At 73.3% G+C, this 16,602-nt stretch carries 19 protein-coding genes and 1 pseudogene; 11 read left to right on the top strand and 9 right to left on the bottom strand.

All coding sequences use genetic code 11. The features are described 5' to 3' along the window. Positions 1 to 118 precede the first annotated feature (118 nt). Positions 119 to 847 carry an intradiol ring-cleavage dioxygenase gene (locus ACIGFK_RS16575; protein ID WP_376655199.1) on the top strand — a complete coding sequence of 243 codons (729 nt, stop codon included), beginning with the start codon at positions 119 to 121 and terminating at the stop codon, positions 845 to 847. A gap of 4 nt (positions 848 to 851) precedes the next feature. On the opposite strand, the gene ACIGFK_RS16570 is transcribed toward ACIGFK_RS16575, so the two are convergent. Further along, positions 852 to 1,538 (bottom strand): hypothetical protein, encoded by a 687-nt coding sequence (locus tag ACIGFK_RS16570; protein WP_400052380.1) that lies wholly within the window; start codon positions 1,536 to 1,538, stop codon positions 852 to 854. Between ACIGFK_RS16570 and ACIGFK_RS16565 the strand changes: the two genes are divergently transcribed. Both ACIGFK_RS16565 and ACIGFK_RS16560 read left to right on the top strand, forming a co-directional pair. Then, on the top strand, positions 1,434 to 1,907 hold the full coding sequence (locus tag ACIGFK_RS16565) for a zinc-binding dehydrogenase (RefSeq protein WP_400052299.1): 474 nt from the start codon (positions 1,434 to 1,436) through the stop codon (positions 1,905 to 1,907). The two genes, ACIGFK_RS16570 and ACIGFK_RS16565, sit on opposite strands and share 105 nt — an antisense overlap. Further along, entirely contained in the window at positions 1,895 to 2,077 is a 183-nt protein-coding gene (locus tag ACIGFK_RS16560) for a zinc-binding dehydrogenase (protein WP_400052297.1), read from the top strand. Before ACIGFK_RS16565 ends, ACIGFK_RS16560 begins: the two co-directional genes overlap by 13 nt. 27 nt (positions 2,078 to 2,104) lie before the next feature. On the opposite strand, the gene ACIGFK_RS16555 is transcribed toward ACIGFK_RS16560, so the two are convergent. Together ACIGFK_RS16555 and ACIGFK_RS16550 are read right to left on the bottom strand one after the other, a co-directional pair. Next, on the bottom strand, positions 2,105 to 2,878 hold the full coding sequence (locus ACIGFK_RS16555; protein ID WP_400052295.1) for a hypothetical protein: 774 nt from the start codon (positions 2,876 to 2,878) through the stop codon (positions 2,105 to 2,107). Between the two features lie 84 nt (positions 2,879 to 2,962). Continuing rightward, the gene (locus ACIGFK_RS16550) at positions 2,963 to 4,075 is read right to left on the bottom strand and encodes an ABC transporter substrate-binding protein (protein ID WP_400052293.1); all 1,113 of its coding nucleotides are present in this window, start codon (positions 4,073 to 4,075) and stop codon (positions 2,963 to 2,965) included. Positions 4,076 to 4,579: 504 nt separating this feature from the next. On the opposite strand from ACIGFK_RS16550, the gene ACIGFK_RS16545 reads away from it, so the two are divergent. The 5 genes from ACIGFK_RS16545 (at position 4,580) to ACIGFK_RS16525 (ending at position 9,697) form a co-directional block, all read left to right on the top strand. Then, positions 4,580 to 5,776, top strand: a complete 1,197-nt coding sequence (locus ACIGFK_RS16545) for an NAD(P)/FAD-dependent oxidoreductase (RefSeq protein ID WP_376655205.1) — start codon at positions 4,580 to 4,582, stop codon at positions 5,774 to 5,776. 2 nt (positions 5,777 to 5,778) lie between these two features. Continuing rightward, positions 5,779 to 6,819, top strand: a complete 1,041-nt coding sequence (locus ACIGFK_RS16540; protein WP_376655206.1) for an ABC transporter permease — start codon at positions 5,779 to 5,781, stop codon at positions 6,817 to 6,819. 41 nt (positions 6,820 to 6,860) lie between these two features. Then, positions 6,861 to 7,817, top strand: a complete 957-nt coding sequence (locus tag ACIGFK_RS16535; protein WP_400052290.1) for a sigma-70 family RNA polymerase sigma factor — start codon at positions 6,861 to 6,863, stop codon at positions 7,815 to 7,817. Between the two features lie 161 nt (positions 7,818 to 7,978). Then, complete coding sequence (locus ACIGFK_RS16530) at positions 7,979 to 9,061, top strand: MerR family transcriptional regulator (RefSeq protein ID WP_400052288.1); 1,083 nt, start codon at positions 7,979 to 7,981, stop codon at positions 9,059 to 9,061. Positions 9,062 to 9,184: 123 nt separating this feature from the next. Then, complete coding sequence (locus tag ACIGFK_RS16525) at positions 9,185 to 9,697, top strand: hypothetical protein (protein ID WP_400052286.1); 513 nt, start codon at positions 9,185 to 9,187, stop codon at positions 9,695 to 9,697. On the opposite strand, the gene ACIGFK_RS16520 is transcribed toward ACIGFK_RS16525, so the two are convergent. Continuing rightward, entirely contained in the window at positions 9,663 to 10,307 is a 645-nt protein-coding gene (locus tag ACIGFK_RS16520; protein ID WP_376655210.1) for a TetR/AcrR family transcriptional regulator, read from the bottom strand. The genes ACIGFK_RS16525 and ACIGFK_RS16520 overlap by 35 nt on opposite strands. 90 nt (positions 10,308 to 10,397) lie before the next feature. Here ACIGFK_RS16520 and ACIGFK_RS16515 point away from each other — a divergent pair, with 90 nt between their 5' ends. Further along, positions 10,398 to 10,799, top strand: coding sequence for a nuclear transport factor 2 family protein (locus ACIGFK_RS16515; protein WP_386463019.1), 402 nt, complete (start codon positions 10,398 to 10,400; stop codon positions 10,797 to 10,799). A 138-nt stretch (positions 10,800 to 10,937) separates the two neighbouring features. Here ACIGFK_RS16515 and ACIGFK_RS16510 read toward each other — a convergent pair whose 3' ends face one another. Next, a complete protein-coding gene (locus ACIGFK_RS16510) occupies positions 10,938 to 11,258 on the bottom strand; it encodes a winged helix-turn-helix domain-containing protein (protein ID WP_386463016.1) in 321 nt (106 codons plus the stop codon). Next, positions 11,255 to 11,674 carry a hypothetical protein gene (locus tag ACIGFK_RS16505; RefSeq protein ID WP_386463013.1) on the bottom strand — a complete coding sequence of 140 codons (420 nt, stop codon included), beginning with the start codon at positions 11,672 to 11,674 and terminating at the stop codon, positions 11,255 to 11,257. Before ACIGFK_RS16505 ends, ACIGFK_RS16510 begins: the two co-directional genes overlap by 4 nt. A 154-nt stretch (positions 11,675 to 11,828) precedes the next feature. On the opposite strand from ACIGFK_RS16505, the gene ACIGFK_RS16500 reads away from it, so the two are divergent. Further along, complete coding sequence (locus ACIGFK_RS16500; protein ID WP_400052282.1) at positions 11,829 to 12,689, top strand: class I SAM-dependent methyltransferase; 861 nt, start codon at positions 11,829 to 11,831, stop codon at positions 12,687 to 12,689. A gap of 93 nt (positions 12,690 to 12,782) precedes the next feature. Here the strand turns inward: ACIGFK_RS16500 and ACIGFK_RS16495 are convergent, their stop codons facing one another. The 3 genes and pseudogenes from ACIGFK_RS16495 to ACIGFK_RS16485 form a co-directional block, all read right to left on the bottom strand. Next, positions 12,783 to 13,388 (bottom strand): response regulator, encoded by a 606-nt coding sequence (locus ACIGFK_RS16495; protein ID WP_386463007.1) that lies wholly within the window; start codon positions 13,386 to 13,388, stop codon positions 12,783 to 12,785. Beyond that, positions 13,385 to 14,647 (bottom strand): sensor histidine kinase, encoded by a 1,263-nt coding sequence (locus ACIGFK_RS16490; RefSeq protein ID WP_400052280.1) that lies wholly within the window; start codon positions 14,645 to 14,647, stop codon positions 13,385 to 13,387. Before ACIGFK_RS16490 ends, ACIGFK_RS16495 begins: the two co-directional genes overlap by 4 nt. A gap of 230 nt (positions 14,648 to 14,877) precedes the next feature. Beyond that, a pseudogene (locus ACIGFK_RS16485) lies at positions 14,878 to 15,129 on the bottom strand (ATP-binding cassette domain-containing protein); the annotation flags it as partial. A gap of 402 nt (positions 15,130 to 15,531) precedes the next feature. On the opposite strand from ACIGFK_RS16485, the gene ACIGFK_RS16480 reads away from it, so the two are divergent. After that, positions 15,532 to 16,602, top strand: a complete 1,071-nt coding sequence (locus ACIGFK_RS16480; protein ID WP_376655217.1) for a methyltransferase domain-containing protein — start codon at positions 15,532 to 15,534, stop codon at positions 16,600 to 16,602.

The following is a 16,602-nucleotide window of genomic DNA, read 5'->3' as shown; positions in this document are numbered from 1 at the left end:
CGGCTCGGAGCGGCGGGTGTGTCGGTGCCGACCGGGAACCCTGCCGTCCGGCACGGTTGGTCACTGTGCGCAGCCGTCCGCGCGTGGCGGCACCCAGAGGTACGTGTGAGGGGTTCGCATGGGCGAGAACGACGCTGCGAAAGACGCCGGGAACGACACCACCCGGGCCAGCCGTCGCGCGGTTCTGCTGGCCGCCGGTTCGGCCGGGGCCGCAGCACTGACCGCGGCCTGCGGCGGCCCGGCCGGGACCAGGGGTGCGGCAGGGCAGCCGTCGGCCGCGCCGTCGAGGCCGCCGGGCGCCACCGGCTCCCCGTCCTGCGTCCTCGCCACCGAGGCGGGCGCGGGGCCGTACTACATGGACCTGGACCGGGTCCGGTCGGACATCACCGAGGGCCGGGACGGAGTCCCGTTGCAGCTGGACCTGACGGTGGTCAAGGTGTCGGAGGGCTGCCGGCCGCTGCGGGACGCCCACGTCGACGTGTGGCACGCCGACTCCTCGGGCTCCTACTCGACCGGCAACGCCACCTTCCTGCGCGGCACCCAGGTCACGGACGGCTCCGGCCGCTGTGTGTTCCGGACGATCGTGCCCGGCTGGTACGCGGGGCTGGCGCCGCACATCCACTTCAAGGTGCACCCGGACACGCGCACCGAGACGACCTCCCAGTTCTTCTTCCCCGAGGACATCCTGCTGAAGGTGTACGCGCTGCGGCCCTACGCGCGCCGTCCGGCACCGAAGCATCCCAACAGCCGGGACAGCCGCTACCGGGCCGCCGGCGCGGCCATGACGCTGGCGCTCGCGCCGGCCGGCGCCGGCTACCGCGCCGCCTACACGGTGGGAATCGCCTGAGCGCTCACCGCGCCCGGCCGAGGAGGTCGCGCAGGGCGGGGTCGGCGTGCTCGTCGAGGGTCGTGGCCAAGTGGGCCAGTTCCGCGCGGCGTTGCGCGTCCGCCTGCCCGGTCAGGTCCACGGCCCAGCGCCTCCGCTGCGCGTCGGTGATCCCGGCCGTCTCGTGGAACAGCGCGTACAGGGCGTACCAGCGCACGTCTTCGTCGCCGTCTCCGGCCAGCCGCAGCAGGGCCTCCACGACGCGGCTCTCGGTCCGCTCGGGATCGGCCAGTTCCGGAAGCGCGGCGGCGACCGCGAACCGTACGGGCTGCGCCGGGTGGGCCTGGTGGCCGAGCACCAGGCCGAGGGCGCCGTGGGCGCGGTGGTAGCCGAGTACGGAGATCATCCACCGCAGGACCCACGGGTCGGGCTCGTCCCCGATCCCGGTCAGCACGGCATCGACGGTCTCGGTGGTGAACGGCCGGCGGCCTTCGCCGTCCCACGGACCCAGCTCGCGCAGGATCCGCGCGCCGAGCTCCCTCTCCACCGGGTCCTCGCGGGCCAGCAGCCGGACCGACCGGTCGAAGACCTCCCTGGTCGGTCGGTTGTGCAGGGCCACGAGACAGGGCACGGGTCCGTCGCCGCCGCCTATTTCGCCCAGTGCCCCGGCGAAGAGCTCGTCCGTGGTCGCGCCGGCCCCACCGGTCTCCATGCGGGTCACCCCGCCTCGGGGCGGCGCGGGGTGACGGCGTCGAGCAGTCCGGGGAAGGCCCGGTTCATCCAGACCGCGAACCGGGTGGGTGCCGTGCCGGCCGCGGTCACCCGTACCCGCAACAAGCGGCAACGGCTGCTGGATGCCGGGGCGGCCGAGGTGATCGTCTCGGCAGGGGAGGACATGACGGGACGCCTGCTGGAGGTGACGGGCGGGCGGGGCACCGAGTACGTCTTCGACACCGTCGCCGGTCCGGGCGTGGTCGATCCGGCCCGGGGAGTTGCCCCCGGCGGAACCTGTTCCTGTGGGGCGCACAGAGCGGACGGCCCACGCCCTACCCCGGGTTCGACCTGGGCATGCCCGCCCTGAACCCGCAGCGGATGCACCGCGCGACGGCCTTCATCACCTCCAGCCTGCGCACCGGGACCCTGCGGCCGGTGGTGGACGGCGTCTTCCCGCTGGAGGACATCGTCCGGGCGCACCGGCACATGGAATCCAACACCCAGTTCGGCAAGATCGTGGTCACCGTGGACCACTGACACGACGTCCTGCCGGTCCGGCCCTCCTCAGCCCGGGAAGGTGATCGAGCCCAGTGGCGGGCAGGGGACGAGCAGGGCGCCGGCGCCGGGGCGTTCCACGAAGGCCCGCGCCTCGGCGGCCCGTTGGCGTCGGGAATCCAGGTCGTCGGCATGCCGGGCGTCGCGCCTGGCACGGGAGTAGTCCCACGAGTCGTCGATGAGGCTGAGGCTGGTGTTCCCGGAGCTGCGCTGGAACTCCGCCTTCAGGACGGCCCGTTGGAGCGCGGTCTGGGTCGCGGCGAAGTCGATGCGGCTGATCAGGACGCCGGCGGTGTGGGGTTCGCGGGTCGGCATGGGGGCCTGCGCCAGCATCGACACCCCCGAGTCGATGCGGCCGATGTTGTCGACGGCCGCGTCCTGGACCTCCCTCGTCATGATCGCCATCTCCTGGTGCAGCCAGAAGAACTCGTCGAGATCGGCGGTCGTGATGCGCATCCGCTGGTACAGGGCCTGGAAGCGGGGGTCGTGGTGCAGGGGACGTATCGCGGCGCTGTGGAGGGCCACGCAGTCGTTGTAGCCGCCTGCCACCGCGGCGTCCAGGTGATGGATGCCCTGGTCCGTCTGTCCGCGTGCGACGGCCAGGAAGCCGAGCGTCACCTGGCCCGCGGCGGCGAGCCACATGCCGTCGGGGCCGAGCGCAGTGCCGCGCGCCACGACGTCGTGCAGGTCCCGGGTCGGGTCCGCCGCGGCGGGACCCTGGGTGAAGAGCGCCACCAGCAGTTCGTGGACACGGGTGGCAAGTGAGTTGACGGTGTCGGCCATGGATCTCCTCGTACCTCGGTGGTGAAGAGCGGAAACCGGCGAAAGCATCAGGGGCGGCGCTCGATCGGTGATCAGCGCCCTGCGTCACCCGGTGCGCAGGACGCGGAGGCGGTCGGGCGCCGCCGGATCCCGGTCGACGACCTGGACCGGCGGCCACGCCCATTGCCACACGCTGATCCCCGGCGTACGGGAGAACCGGATCTGCCCGCGGGTTCCCTCGGCCGCGACGCGCGACCAGGACTCGGCGATGCGCACCCCGCCGGTGCCGTGGGTACGCAGCAGTTCGGCGAGGACGGTGACGGTGTCGTAGCCCTCGAAGGCGACGAAGGAGGGCGCCGCGGACAGGCTCTCGCTCAGCGCCTTCTCGACTCGGGCACCGAGTGGGGTGAGCGTCTCGGGCAGATAGCGCAGGAACGGCACGGCGGCGCCGTCATCGCCCAGCAGCGCCGCCCATTCGGCGAACTCCGGCTGTCCCGCCGGAGCGCCGATCGTGATCCCGGCGAGGCGCCGGTCGCCGCGGACGGACGTGACGATCGGCACGGCCGGCTCCGGGAAGCCGACCAGGAGCAGCACGGCGGTCACGTCGTGGGCGACGAGTTCGTCGCACAGGGCCGTGGGAGCGAGGGCGCGGGCATCGAGTTCGATCACCGTGCCGCCGCGTGGAGCGAAGTGCTCTCGGAGGATGCGGGTCCCTGACGCCCAGTACGCGCCCGGCTCGGTCGCCACGGCGATCCGGGTGTGGCCCGCATCGAGGAGGAAGTCGGCATAGATGCGCCAGCCGTGCGACTGCGCCGGGGCGAGGCGCGCGACGCAGTCCGTCGGCTGTTCGGTGAGGCCGTCGAGGACCGCCGAGGAGCAGAGGAACGGTACGCCGAGGGCGTCGGCCCTGGCGGCAGCGGCGCGCGCGACGACGCTGTGGTACTCCCCCGCGATGGCGGCCACGCCCAGGCCCGCCAACTCGTCCACGGCCTCCGCGGCCCGCTGCGGATCGGCCGCCGTATCCCGGACCAGCAGTTCGAGCGGCTTCCCGTCGATGCCGCCGGCGTCGCCGACCTCGCGGACGGCCAGCTCGAGCCCGGCGAGCAGGTGCCGGCCCGCCTCGACCCAGCCGGGCCGGGTCAGCGGAACGAGGGCACCGATCCGGACGGATGATCCGTCAGCCCGCTGCGCTCCCGGCTGCAATGGCGGCGTAAGCATGGTTCGACGTCTCCCCCTTGACGATTCCGTGCAGCTTAACCGGACTTCGGGATCTTGCGGGGTGCGCGGGATGCGCGGAATGCGCGGGATGCGGCAGAGTCGCACCATGGATCGCATGGACATGCGGACCGCCTTGGACGCCTCGGGGGTGAACATCCTGAGCGCGAGCGGCCCGGGGTCGGAACAGCCGGTCCCCCACCTCCACTTCCACGTCGTTCCGCGATGGCCGGACGATCGGCCCATCCCTTCCCGGGCGACCCGAACACACGCCTCGCCAAAGCCTTGGCAGGCCACCGGCCCGGACAAGGAGCACGCCGAAACCTCGATGCTCGCCCTGCACCTGCTTCAGCTCGGCCCGCACCTGCGCCGCCCCGGCGTCGCGCGCAGCGGGATGACACCCCTCGGGCGACGTGACGCACGTCACATTCGGTTCCTGTCAGGAATCGGGGCGCTGCCCCGCTCAAGCCACCGAGAGCAGGCAGAACGAAACGACAGGAGCGAGACATGAATCAGCACCGCATCGTCGTCCTCGGCGCCGGATACGCCGGGGCCTACGTGGCCGGGACCCTGGCCCGTCGGCTGTCCCCGGAGGATGCCGAGATCACCGTGGTCAATGCCGAGCCCGACTTCGTCCAGCGGCTGCGGCTGCACCAGCTCGCGGCCGGCCAGGAGATCGGGGCCCCGAAGCTTGCCGACGTCTTCGCGGGCACGGGGGTCCGGCTGCGACTGGCCCGTGTCACCGCGGTCGACCCCGAGCGGCAGGTCGTCGCCGTGGCCGACGCCGACGGTGGCGGCGAGCTCGGCTACGACACGCTTGTCTACGCGCTCGGCAGTCACGGCGATGTCCACGGCGTCCCCGGCGTCGCCGAGCACGCGTTCGACGTCGCCGCCCGGCCCTCCGCGCTGCGCCTGCGCGAGCGCCTGGCCGGCCTGGGCGACGGAGGGCGTGTGGTGGTCGTCGGCGACGGGTTGACCGGCATCGAGACCGCCACCGAGATAGCCGAGTCCCGGCCCGGCCTGTCGGTGGCGCTGGTCGCCCGCGGGGAGCTGGGCGCCCGGCTCTCGGCAGGAGCGCGCGGCCACCTGCGCCGGTCGTGCGAGCGGCTGGGCACCACCGTCCGGGAACACACCGATGTCGAAGCCGTCGAAGCAGCGCGGGTGCTGTGCGCCGACGGCACCGTCCTGGCGTCCGACGCGACCGTGTGGACGGCCGGGTTCGCGGTCAGCCCCCTCGCGGCCACCGGCGGGATCGAGGTCACCGAGGACGGTCGGATCGTGGTCGACCGCACCATGCGGTCGGTCTCGCACCCGAACGTCTACGCCGTCGGCGACAGCGTCCACGCAATCGGCGACAACGGCCGCCCACTGCCGATGTCCTGCGCCTCGGCCGGCTACACCGGGCGGCAGGCCGTGGCCGCGCTCGTGGGACGCCTGACCGGCCGCGAGATCGCGCACACCGGGCTGGAGTACGTGGGCAACCACATCAGCCTCGGGCGGCGGGACGGGATCCTGCAGATGGTCGACGACGAAGGACAGCCGAAGCCGAAGTTCACGGGTGGCCGGAAGGCCGCGCGGATCAAGGCGGGCATCGTCTGGATGTCGCTGTGGGCCACCTCCCACCCGACCTTCGGCCTGCCCAAGCGCAAGCACCGCCTGGCTGCCGCGCCGGTCGCATCGTCCGCCGAGACGGCGGTGGCGTAGCCGTGCTCGTCGGATCCACTCGGGCCGCGCCCGCAGCCGATGTGTCGCCCTCGCCCTGGCCGACGGTGGCCAGGGCGGTCGCCCTGCTCACGGTGGGCATCAGCCTGCTGCTCACCGCCTTCGCCTGGCCGTCGGTACGCTCATCGGTGCATGACGTGCCGATCGCCGTCGCCGGGCCCGCCCCCGCCGTCGAGCGGATCACGTCCGTACTCGACCAACGCTTTCCCGACGGCTTCGAGGTCACCGACGTCGCCGACACCGCCGCCGCCGAGCGACTGATCCGCGACCGTGAGGTGTACGGGGCGATCGACCTCAGCTCCGGCACCCCACAGGTCATCACCGCGTCCGCCGCAAGCACCGCCGTGGCGCAGACCCTGAACAGCATCGCCACCGCCCTCGTCCAGGCACAGGACACCGGCCCGGCGGCCGCCGCCCGAGACCTCGTCCCACTGCCGGCCGACGACCCTCGCGGCACCGGACTGGCCGCCGGAGCCCTGCCGTTGGTCATGGGCGGCCTGGTCGCCGCCCTGCTCCTGCCCAGGCTCCTCCGCGGCAGTGTCCGCCGCGTCACCGGAGCGCTCGCCTTCGCCGTGACCGGCGGCCTTGCGGTGGCGGCGATCCTGCAGTTCTGGTTCGGCTCACTCGACGGCTCCTACTGGGCCAACTGCGGCGCCATCGCCCTGACCGTCGCGGCCGTTTCCCTGACCGTCCTCGGTCTCGAGTCACTGCTCGGGTACATCGGCTTCGGCCTCGGCGCCGCCACCATGATGCTCATCGGCAACCCCCTGTCGGGCACCGCGACCGCACCCGAGATGCTCCCCGGCTGGTCCGGCACCCTCGGTCAACTGCTACCGCCCGGGGCGGGCGGTCAACTGCTGCGTTCCAGCGCCTTCTTCGACGGTTACGGCGCCACCCGCTCCGCCACCGTCCTGGCGGCTTGGCTCACGCTCGGACTGGTGCTGTGCCTTGCCGGCGGGTTGCGCACCCGCCCCTCCGCCGCTTCCGCCGCCGCCGAGGACCCGGCTGCCCTTGCGGCAGCCTGACCCCTTCATCCACTTCCGCAAGATCGTCTAGGGTGGTCCGCGTGGACAGTACCGCCACTGATCGCTTCGACACCGAGCGGTTCGAGGCCGGCCGGAGCCGGCTGGCCTCGCTGGCCTACCGGCTGCTCGGCTCCGCCGTCGACGCCGAGGACGTCGTGCAGGACGCGTTCCTGCACTGGCAGGCCGCCGACCGGCAGCAGATCAGGGTGCCGGAGGCATGGCTGACCAAGGTCGTCACCAACCTCTGCCTCGACCGGCTCCGCTCGGCACAGGCCCGCCGTGAACGCACCGTCGGCGCTTGGCTGCCCGAACCGCTCCTCGACGGCGATCCGATGCTCGGCCCCGCCGACACCTTCGAGCAGCGTGAATCGGTCTCCCTGGCCGTACTGACGCTCATGGAACGACTGTCACCCCACGAGCGGGCCGTCTACGTCCTGCGCGAAGCGTTCTCCTACGGCCATGCCGAGATCGCCGGGATCCTCGACATCAGCGAGTCCGCGAGCCAGCAGCACCTCCACCGGGCCCGGCAGCGCGTCACCGCCGCCCGCCGCCGCAGCGACGGCGAGGTGGACGCGGCGTCCGCCCGCAGGATCGTCGAGGAATTCCTCGCCGCCGCCTCCTCAGGCCGCACTGAACGGCTGGTGGCGCTGCTCACCGATGACGTGATCGCGATCTCCGACGGCGCCGGTCTGGCCGAGAAGCTGCTGCGGTTCGACACTCCGCAGCGTGTCGCCGCCGTCGCACGGGCCGGATTCAAACCCAGCCCCGCGAAGCGGCGACTGGCCGGCGGCACGCCCGCCATGCACTACGCGGTCGTCAACGGCACCCCCGCCGTCCTCGCCGTGGTCGACGATCAGGTCGTCGGCTCCGTGACTTTCGACCTCGCGGGCGGAAAGATCGCCACCGTGCGCGGCATCGCTGCCCCCGCCCGCCTCTCCCGCCTCACCGAAGCCTGGCGGCAGCACGGACCGGACACCCCTCTCCTCGCCCAGTGGTGACCCGGCGTCCACCGCGGTGTGGGCCCGGCACGAACTCCACCGCCTCCGGTGTGACGCCCACCCGCTTCCAGCAGAGCGGGGACGTCGAGTGGATGTCCGGGCCGGCCGGGATTGACCCTCGACCTGGTGGAGGGCTCAGAGTTCCGGGTGTGGAGAGCGAGATGCGCAGTATCGGTGAGATGGCCCGGGAGAGCGGGCTCGGGGTGAGTGCCCTGCGGTTCTACGACCGTGCGGGTGTGCTGGTTCCGGCCTGGGTGGATCCGGTCAGCGGGTACCGCTGGTACGGCGCCGAGCAGCTCGACGAGTCCCGGCTGCTGGCCCGGCTGCGCCGGGCCGGGATGCCGCTGGCCGACATCCGGCTGGTGCTCGCCGGCTGGTCCGGTACCGACACCGACCTGGTCCTGAAGCTGCTCGACGCGCATCTGCGCCGTCTCGAGCTCGGGCTGTCCGATGCGCGCACCGAGTTCTCCACGATCCGAGCCCTACTCGACCACAGGGAGAACCCGATGACTTCGGCCCGTACCACGACCGTCCGGCCGGCCGTATCCGCACCCGAGCTGGCGGCCGCACTGGACGCGGTCCGCTTCGCCGCCAGTGCCGATCCGGAGCTTCCGGTGCTCGGCGGCGTCCTGTTCGACATCGAGGGCGAGGACCTGCGCGTCGTCGCCACCGACCGGTACCGGATGGCCGTGGCCTGGGTCGGTACCACCGGTCACGCCGGGCCGCGGGTGCAGGCCGTCGTGCCGTCCCCGCTCGCCGACGCGATGCGGGCGCTGCTGAGCGACGGCGCATCCGCCGAACTGACCGTGGACGGCGACCGCGTGGCCCTGGAGACCGGGGGCCGTCAAGTGGCGGGACAGTGCCTGGACCACGGCTTCCCCGACTACCGCCGCCTCGTGCGCCTGCCGGCCGGGCGCCGGGTCCCGGTCGACGTCCCGGCCTTCCGGGAGGCGGTGGAATCCGGGCCCGTCCGTGCGAGCGAGGTCCGCGAACAGGACGGCGTGTCCTGCGATCTCACGGTGCTCAAGGTGACGGCCGACGGGACGGTGGCCGTCTGCGAGGACGGTGACGACGACCAGGACCGCGTCGCCCTGAACCGCGAATTCCTGCTGCACGCCCTCGCCGCCGGAGCCCCGGACCGGCTGGTCCTGGAGTTCGCCGCCCCCACGGCGCCCCTGGCGATCCGCCGGCCCGACACGGAGGAGACCTTCTCGCTCCTGATGCCCGTCCGCCTGGAGAACTGACCGCCTCCCCGGGTTCCGGTTGCCCGCGCCGTCGCACCGCCCGCTGTCTCGGTGATCACTCGTCGGGGTCATGTCCGCGTGCCGTCGGCGCGGGAGCGGACCCGGGTACGACACAGTGATCGAATGCGCCGCCGGACCCTTCCCCTCCTCCTCGCCGCCCTCCTGACCGCATCGGGCTGTGTCACCGTCTCCGGATCGGGCGTCCGCGACGACAAACCGCCGGCGGCCCGTACCTCCCCCGCCGGGACCCCCGCCGCCGCCTGGCCGCTGACGCAGCTGCCCGCGAGCGCGGACCCGGCGCCGGTCACGTCGGCGGACGGGCCGGAGCAGGCCGGCACCTCGGACGCACCCGGGCAGCGGACCGAACTGCGCCGGGAGCCCGACACCGGCCGCCCGGCCGCCGACCGGCGGTCCGGGCACCTGCCCCGGACCGAGTCGGCCCCGAAGCCGAAGCCGAGGGCCAAGCCCAAGGCCGAACCGAAGCGGCGGGCGCCCGGGGCGAAGCCCGCAGCACCACGGCGCAGCGGTCCCGCGCCGGCACCCGGCCGCATCGACATGGCGGAGCTCTGCCGCTCCTCGCAGGGTGTCACGAGCCCGGCGATCACCCAGCTCTGCACGGGCACGTACGGCCGCTGACCGGGGCGCACGGCGTCCGCGGGAACGGCTGGGCCAGGCCCGAGTCGATGATGTGCTCGGCGAGTTCGCGGGAGGCGGCCGCGGGCCGGATGTCGGGGCGCGTCGCGCCGGCGGCGAGGAGGCCGTCGACGAGGATGAGCAGCTGGTCGGCGGCGAATTCGGGGCGCGCGTGGCCGAGGGCGGCAAGTTCGTCCCTGAACAGGCCGTGGACGGTACGCCGGTAGGCCCGGGTGACCTCGTGGCCCGGGTGGGCCGGGTCGGCGAGTGCGAGGTCGGCGGCGAGGTAGCGGCAGCCGTGGAAGTCGGGGGCCGAGGCGATCGTGCCGAGCCTGTCGATGACAGCGAGGAGCCGGGCCCGGGGGTCCTCGCCCGCGGCGGCCATCGTCGCCCGGTACTCGGCCTCGTCCTCGGCGGTGCTGCGGCGCAGCACCTCGGCGATGAGGCCGTCCTTCCCGCCGAAGTGCTCGTACAGCGACCGGCGGGCGACGCCGGCCGCCTTGAGGAGGGCGTCCACGCCGACGCCGACGCCCTGGGTGTACGTCAGCTCCTGGGCCGCGAGCAGCAGCCGTTCCCGGGGGCCGGGCCTGGCGGCTGCGGTGGTGGTGGTCATGGGGGTGATTCTGCCAGCCCTTGACACGATAGATCAACCGGTCTATCTATTGAAGTAGACCGAACGGTCTATCTCTTTCGAGGAGGCGTCATGTCCGTACGCAGCACCGCCGAGGTCATCGACCTTTTCAACCGCGCGTTCATCGAGCACAAGGCCGATCTCCTGCACGACCTGATCGCCGAGGAATGCGTGATGGAGAGCGTCCAGCCGGCGCCGAGCGGGGAACGGGTCGTCGGGCGCGAAGCCTGTACGGCCTGGTGGGGGGCGCTCGCCGAGGACCGCAGCAGCCAGTTCACGCCGCAGGAGGTGCTCCTCGCCGGCGATCGCGCCACGATCCTGTGGACCTACCGCTTCGGCGACGGCCCCGACCAGTGGGTGTCCGGGGTCAACGTCATGCGCGTCACGGACGGCCGCATCGCCGAGGCGCTCGGCTTCAGCAAGACCCAGGGAGAGGTTCCGCTCGCCTCCGAGGCCGAGGCCGACGGCGAGTAGGCCCGGGAATGCGCGGGCCGCAGCCGGAGCCCTTCGGGGCATCCGGCGTCCGGCTGCCGCGCGGCACGGGCGCCCGCGCCGGGGTTCCGGATATCCGGGCGGACGTACGGCGCGCGGACGGTGCGCGGACGGTGCGCGCTACGACCAGTCGGCCGCAATGGCCCGCAGGGCCTCCAGGTGGCGCCGGTAGACGGCGCGGCCCTCCGCGTTCAGCGACAGCCAGGTTCGCGGGCGGCGGCCGACGCGGCCCTTGTGCACATCGACGTAGCCGGCTTCCTCGAGGGCCGCGACCTGCTTGGAGAGGACCGAGTCCGAGACCTCGACCAGGTCGCGGAGGAAGCCGAACTCGGCCTTGTCCAGCGGCGCCAGGGCCGCGACCACGGACAGCCTGACCGGGGCGTTGAGCAGCGGATCCAGCCCGTGCCGGGGATGGGTTCCGGACCCCGGGTCGGTGGTCACGACTGCCCCCGCAGTTCGAGCCGGGCACCGATCGCGGCGGGCAGCGCGCAGACCAGGGCTCCGGCGGCGGCGAAGGCCACGTTGCCGGTGAAGACGTTGGCGCCCAGGACGACGGTCGCGGCGAAGAGCACGCCCCAGGTTCCGATGATCACTCCGTGCCGGAGCCCGAAGCCGCGCCGCATCACGCGCTGCCGGGCCGCGTACAGGCTCAGTCCGCCGACGATCAGCGCCTGCGCCACGGCGAACGCGGCGCCCGCGGCGGGCCCGCGCCAGAGCAGGGCCATCGGCACCAGGAACAACTGGCCGGCGCCGAACACCGCGAGGTAGCGCCCGTACCAGCCACTGCGCCGGAGCGCCGCCTTCTCCAGCTCGACGGCACGCCCCAGGGCCCCTGCGGCGCTTCCCGTTCCGTCCATGACTCTTCCCCCTCCTCGGTCGGGCAGCCGTTTCCCGTCTGCCTCCTGTCCAGGATGGCTTCTACTTTCCAACTTGGCAAGTAGTGGCCCGACCGGAAAACCCGCCGGGCGCCCACGACGTGCGGCTTCCGTTCCCGCTTGTCACGATGGCCGCATGGCCGGTACTGGGCCCCCGAGCGAGGGCCGTTACGGTGAGCAGGTCTTCCGCCCCGAGGAACGGGGCGAGGACGACCGGATCGACCTCGGCGCCCTCGTCTACGACGAGACGACCATGGCCCGGCTGCGGCACCTGGGAGCGGGGCCCGGCTGGAACTGCCTTGAGGTGGGCGCGGGAACGGGCACGGTGGCCCGCCGGCTGCTCGGCGAGGCAGGAGTGGACCGGGTCCTCGCGGTCGACCGCGACGTACGCTTCCTCGCCGCGCACCCCGTGCCGGGGCTGAGCACCCTCCAGGCGGACATCACCTCCGACGGCTTCTCCCCCGGGCTGTTCCAACTGGTCCACGCCCGCTTCGTGCTCATGCACCTGCCCTCCCCGCAGCAGCTGGTCTCCCGGCTCGCCGGGCTGCTCGCTCCGGGCGGGGTCCTGGTGGTCAGCGACGCGGTCGACCTCACGACGGACTCGGCGCCCGACACTCCGTACACCCGCGCCATGCGCGCCATGTGGCAGGGGCTGCGCGAGACCATCGGGACCGACGTCTCCCAGGTGGCCCGCCGGCCAGAGCTGCTGCGGGCCGCCGGGCTGGAGGCGGTGGCGGCCGAGATCCACGTACCCCCGCTCCTGCCCGGGAGCGCGATCAGCAGGTTCTGGGCCGACACCTGGGGCCGGGCGCGGGCGGCCATGGTGGCGACGGGGCTGGTCGACGACGCCCGGCTCGACGAGGCCGTGCGCTACCTGGACTCCCCGGAGTGCACCGGACTGTCCCCGGGCATGCTCACGGCCTGGGGCTGGAAGGCCGCCGTCACCGCGGCACCCTACGGCTCCGGGCCCGCCGGGTCGCCGCCGCCGACCGGCTGACCAGCCGACCGGCCGACCGGCCGACCGCCCACCTGACCACCCTGGCCGGGGAAGCAGCCGTGCTCGGCGGCCGGGCTGACCTCGTGGCGTCCGTCAGAGCCAGCCCTGGCGGCGGGCTGCCCGGACGGCCTCCATGCGGTTGCGGGTGCCGGTCTTGCCGATGGCCGAGGAGAGGTAGTTGCGCACCGTCGACTCCGACAGGTACACCTTCGCCGCGATGTCGGCGACGGTCGCCCCGTCGACGGCGGCGTTCAGTACGTCGACCTCGCGCGGGGTCAGCGGACTGGGCCCGGCGCTGAGCGCCGCGGCCGCGAGCGAGGGGTCGATCACGGTCTCCCCGGCCAGTACCCGGCGTACCGCGGCGGCCAGTTCCTCCACCGGCCCGTCCTTGACCAGGAACCCCGCGGCTCCGGCCTCCATCGCCCGCCGCAGGTAGCCGGGCCGGCCGAAGGTGGTCAGGATCAGCACCCGGCACTCCGGGCACGCCGTGCGCAGCTCGGCGGCCGCGTCGAGGCCGCTGCGGCCGGGCAGTTCGATGTCGAGCAGGGCCACGTCGGGCCGGGCTTCGAGGGCGGCGGTCACGATCCCGTCCCCGGCGGCGACCTGCGCCACGACCTCGATGTCCTCCTCCAGCCCGAGCAGCAGGGCCAGTGCGCTGCGCATCATGCCCTGGTCCTCGGCCAGCAGGATCCTGATCATCGGCCCCCCTCGTTCCCTTCCGCGGCCGGCTCCACCGGGAGCTCGGCGGTGACCCGGAAACCCCGGCCCGGGGCCGGGCCGCTGCTCAGGGTGCCACCCGCCGCGGCGAGGCGTTCCGTGAGTCCGGTCAGTCCGCTGCCCGGAGGGGTCGAGCCTACGCCGCCCCCGTCGTCGGTGATCACCAGGGCGGCCCGTTCCGCGCCGCTGGTCACCTCGATCTCGCAGGTGGCCGCGCCGCTGTGGCGGATGGCGTTGGTGACGGCCTCGCGGACCACCCAGCCCAGCAGCGCCGCCGCCTGCGGGGGCAGCGGAGGGCCCGACTGCCGTACGACGGGCTCGATGCCGGCGGCGGTCAGGGCGCCGCGGGCCCGGTCGAGTTCGGCCGCGAGGCTCGCCTCGCGGTACCCGGTCACGGCCTCGCGGATCTCGGTGAGCGCCTGACGGCCCACCGACTCGATGTCGCGGACCTGCTCGAGGGCCGCCTCCATGTCGCGGGGCGCGATCCGGCGGGCCGCCTCCGACTTGACCACGATCACGGACAGGGTGTGGCCGAGCAGGTCGTGCAGGTCGCGGGAGAAGCGCAGCCGCTCCTGGTCCACGGCGGCCCTGGCCAGTTCCTGCCGCGTCTCGCGCAGCTCCCCCACCGTCTCCGCGAGGGCCAGGATGGCCCCGGTGACCATGCCGGAGAGCAGGGTTCCGTAGACGATCCCGATGGCGTCCCAGCCCTCGTGCAGCGCCGAGACCGCCGCGGCCAGAGCCGTGATGCCGAGCATCACCTGGCCGAGCCTGCGGCCCCGGAGCACCGCCCCGGTGGCAAGCCCCAGCAGCGGGAAGAACAGCAGCCAGTTGTCCCCGTACGCGAGGGCAAGGGCGCAGGTGACCACTCCCAGTGCGACCAGGCACCAGCGGGTGCCGGCCGCCTCCCGCGCCCGCTTGTGGAAGGCGCGGAACACCAATGTGATGTAGAGGGAGTTGAAGGTCAGCAGGCCCACGGCGCCGACCCACGGGTTCGGGGTCTCGCCGTGGATGACGTTGGAGACCGCTCCCATCCCGAGGAGCAGCCAGGGCAGGAGGGTGAAGGCGCGCGGCCCGCGCGTCGGGCCGGGGCCGTCGTCACCGTCGCAGCCCTGCTCAGGGCCGTGGCCTTCCGCGGACGGCGCCGCGCCCGCCCTGCGCGTCTTCTCCGCGGCCCGCCATTGCGCCGTGCGGGCCTGCCAGTCGGGCCTCCGCTCCCACACGATCCCCCGCTTGCCGCTCATTCCGCTTCCCCGTTCCATGACCTGCACCGTCCTCGCGGACCGACGGTACGAAAGGACCGCGTACGAGCCGAACAGCAGGGCCCACACCGCGATGACCACGGCGGCGAGGCCGGGGGCGGCGCCGGCGGCGAGGGACCGGCCGATCTCGGCGAAGCGGCGGGTCGGGGTGAACTCGGACAGGGAGCGCCTCCACTCGGGGAACAGCCCGACCGGGAACCAGAGGCCGCCGGGTAGTGGGTGGAGAACAGGACGGTGTTGCCGCGCCGGGCGTAGCCCCGCATGGATTCCCAGAACGTGCGGCCGAAGAGGTGCACCGTGCCCGCGTCGGGCTCGTTCAGGCCGAGCAGCAGGCTGATGGCCGTGGACTTCCCGGCGCCGTTGCGGCCGATCAGGGCGACGGTCTCACCGCGCCGTACGTCGAGGTCGATGCCGGCGACGGCGTGCACGGGGCCGAAGGATTTGGCGGCCCCGCGGAAGCGGATCGCGGGCTGCGCTCCCGCCGGTGAACCGGCCGCGGTGCGCGGTGTCTTCGTCGTCTGCGTCATGTCCACCACGCTAGGGACCGGGGCGGACTTCCCGGCAGATGCGCTTGTACGGACACCGGCAGTACAAAAGTCACGGCCCCGGGGCGCCTGCGGCCCGTGCGACGGGTCCGCAGGCGCCGCGGGACGTGGTGACGCGGGCGGTCGGGCGAACGCGGATGCGGTCAGGCGGAGGCGGCCGGACCGGGCATCGTACCGACCCCCGGCGTACGCGGATCGGGTGACGGAAGCCGGCCCGGGCGCGCCCTTCGGTCGTGGCGGCGGTGCGAGGGAGCGGGCCGGTGCTTCGCTTGCCGGGCCGGTCACACCCCGTGACCGTGCTCGACGGCCGGGAGGGACACCGTGGCGGGGCAGGGCGGATGGGACGAGGCGAAGGCCGGGGCCTTCATGGAGAAGGCACTCGGGGACCTCAGCGGGACGATGACCGTCGGCCTGTGTCATCTGGGCGACCGGCTGGGCCTGTTCAAGGACCTCGCGGCCAACGGCCCGGCCGGCAGCCGGGAACTCGCGGACCGGCTGGACCTCGACGAGCGCTACGTGCGCGAGTGGCTGCGCGGGCTCACCGCCGCGGGCTACCTGGAGGAGCCGGAGCCCGGCCGCTTCCTCCTCCCCGCCGAGCACGTGCCCGCCCTGGCCGACGAGTCGGGTCCCATGTTCCTGGGCGGCGTCTACCAGTTCATGCCCGCTGCCCTGGCCCCGTACGAGCGCCTCGCCGAGGCGTTCCGGAGCGGGGGCGGCGTGGGGCAGGACGCCTATCCGGACGCCCTGTGGGACGGCATGAGCCGGTTCACCGGCGGATGGTACGAGAGCGTGATGGTCGACGACTGGCTGAGCACCTTCCCCCGTGTCGTCGAGCGGCTGGAGCGGGGCATCGACGTCGCGGACGTGGGGTGCGGGGCGGGCCGTGCCCTGATCGTGCTCGCGAAGGCCTTTCCCCGCTCGCGCTTCACGGGGTTCGACAACTTCCCGGCCCAGGTGGAGCGCGCCCGGGCGAACGCGGAGGAGGCGGGCGTCGCCGACCGGGTGAGCTTCGAGACGGTGGACGCCGCCCGGGGGATCCCCGGCCGTTACGGCCTGGTCACCACCTTCGACGTCATCCACGACGCGGCGGAGCCGAAGCGGCTCCTCGCCTCCATCAGGGCCGCGGTCGAGGACGACGGCGACTACCTGATGCTCGAGATCAACTGCAAGGACCGCCCCGAGGACAACGTGGGCCCGGTCGCCGCGATGTACTACGGATTCAGCGTGTTCTACTGCATGACCACCTCGCTCGCGAACGGTGGCGCCGCCCTCGGGACCTGCGGCATGCCCGAGGCGGTCGTACGCGATTTGTGCACCGAAGCGGGATTCACCAGCGTGGCCCGGTCCACGCAGGAGGATCCGTTCAACCTGCTCTACGACATCAGGCCGTAG

Source organism: Streptomyces sp. NPDC085524, assembly GCF_044541755.1.
GTDB lineage: Bacteria > Actinomycetota > Actinomycetes > Streptomycetales > Streptomycetaceae > Streptomyces.
Note: the sequence above shows the minus strand (reverse complement) of the source record. Positions and strands in the feature narration are given on the sequence as shown.

Bases quoted from the DNA above. Each gene is read 5' to 3' on its own strand.
- ACIGFK_RS16575 (WP_376655199.1), top strand. From the start codon at position 119: ATGGGCGAGAACGACGCTGCGAAAGACGCCGGGAACGACACCACCCGG.
- ACIGFK_RS16570 (WP_400052380.1), bottom strand. From the start codon at position 1,538: ATGGAGACCGGTGGGGCCGGCGCGACCACGGACGAGCTCTTCGCCGGG.
- ACIGFK_RS16560 (WP_400052297.1), top strand. From the start codon at position 1,895: ATGCCCGCCCTGAACCCGCAGCGGATGCACCGCGCGACGGCCTTCATC.
- ACIGFK_RS16555 (WP_400052295.1), bottom strand. From the start codon at position 2,878: ATGGCCGACACCGTCAACTCACTTGCCACCCGTGTCCACGAACTGCTG.
- ACIGFK_RS16550 (WP_400052293.1), bottom strand. From the start codon at position 4,075: ATGCTTACGCCGCCATTGCAGCCGGGAGCGCAGCGGGCTGACGGATCA.
- ACIGFK_RS16545 (WP_376655205.1), top strand. From the start codon at position 4,580: ATGAATCAGCACCGCATCGTCGTCCTCGGCGCCGGATACGCCGGGGCC.
- ACIGFK_RS16530 (WP_400052288.1), top strand. From the start codon at position 7,979: ATGCGCAGTATCGGTGAGATGGCCCGGGAGAGCGGGCTCGGGGTGAGT.
- ACIGFK_RS16525 (WP_400052286.1), top strand. From the start codon at position 9,185: ATGCGCCGCCGGACCCTTCCCCTCCTCCTCGCCGCCCTCCTGACCGCA.
- ACIGFK_RS16520 (WP_376655210.1), bottom strand. From the start codon at position 10,307: ATGACCACCACCACCGCAGCCGCCAGGCCCGGCCCCCGGGAACGGCTG.
- ACIGFK_RS16515 (WP_386463019.1), top strand. From the start codon at position 10,398: ATGTCCGTACGCAGCACCGCCGAGGTCATCGACCTTTTCAACCGCGCG.
- ACIGFK_RS16505 (WP_386463013.1), bottom strand. From the start codon at position 11,674: ATGGACGGAACGGGAAGCGCCGCAGGGGCCCTGGGGCGTGCCGTCGAG.
- ACIGFK_RS16500 (WP_400052282.1), top strand. From the start codon at position 11,829: ATGGCCGGTACTGGGCCCCCGAGCGAGGGCCGTTACGGTGAGCAGGTC.
- ACIGFK_RS16495 (WP_386463007.1), bottom strand. From the start codon at position 13,388: ATGATCAGGATCCTGCTGGCCGAGGACCAGGGCATGATGCGCAGCGCA.
- ACIGFK_RS16490 (WP_400052280.1), bottom strand. From the start codon at position 14,647: ATGAGCGGCAAGCGGGGGATCGTGTGGGAGCGGAGGCCCGACTGGCAG.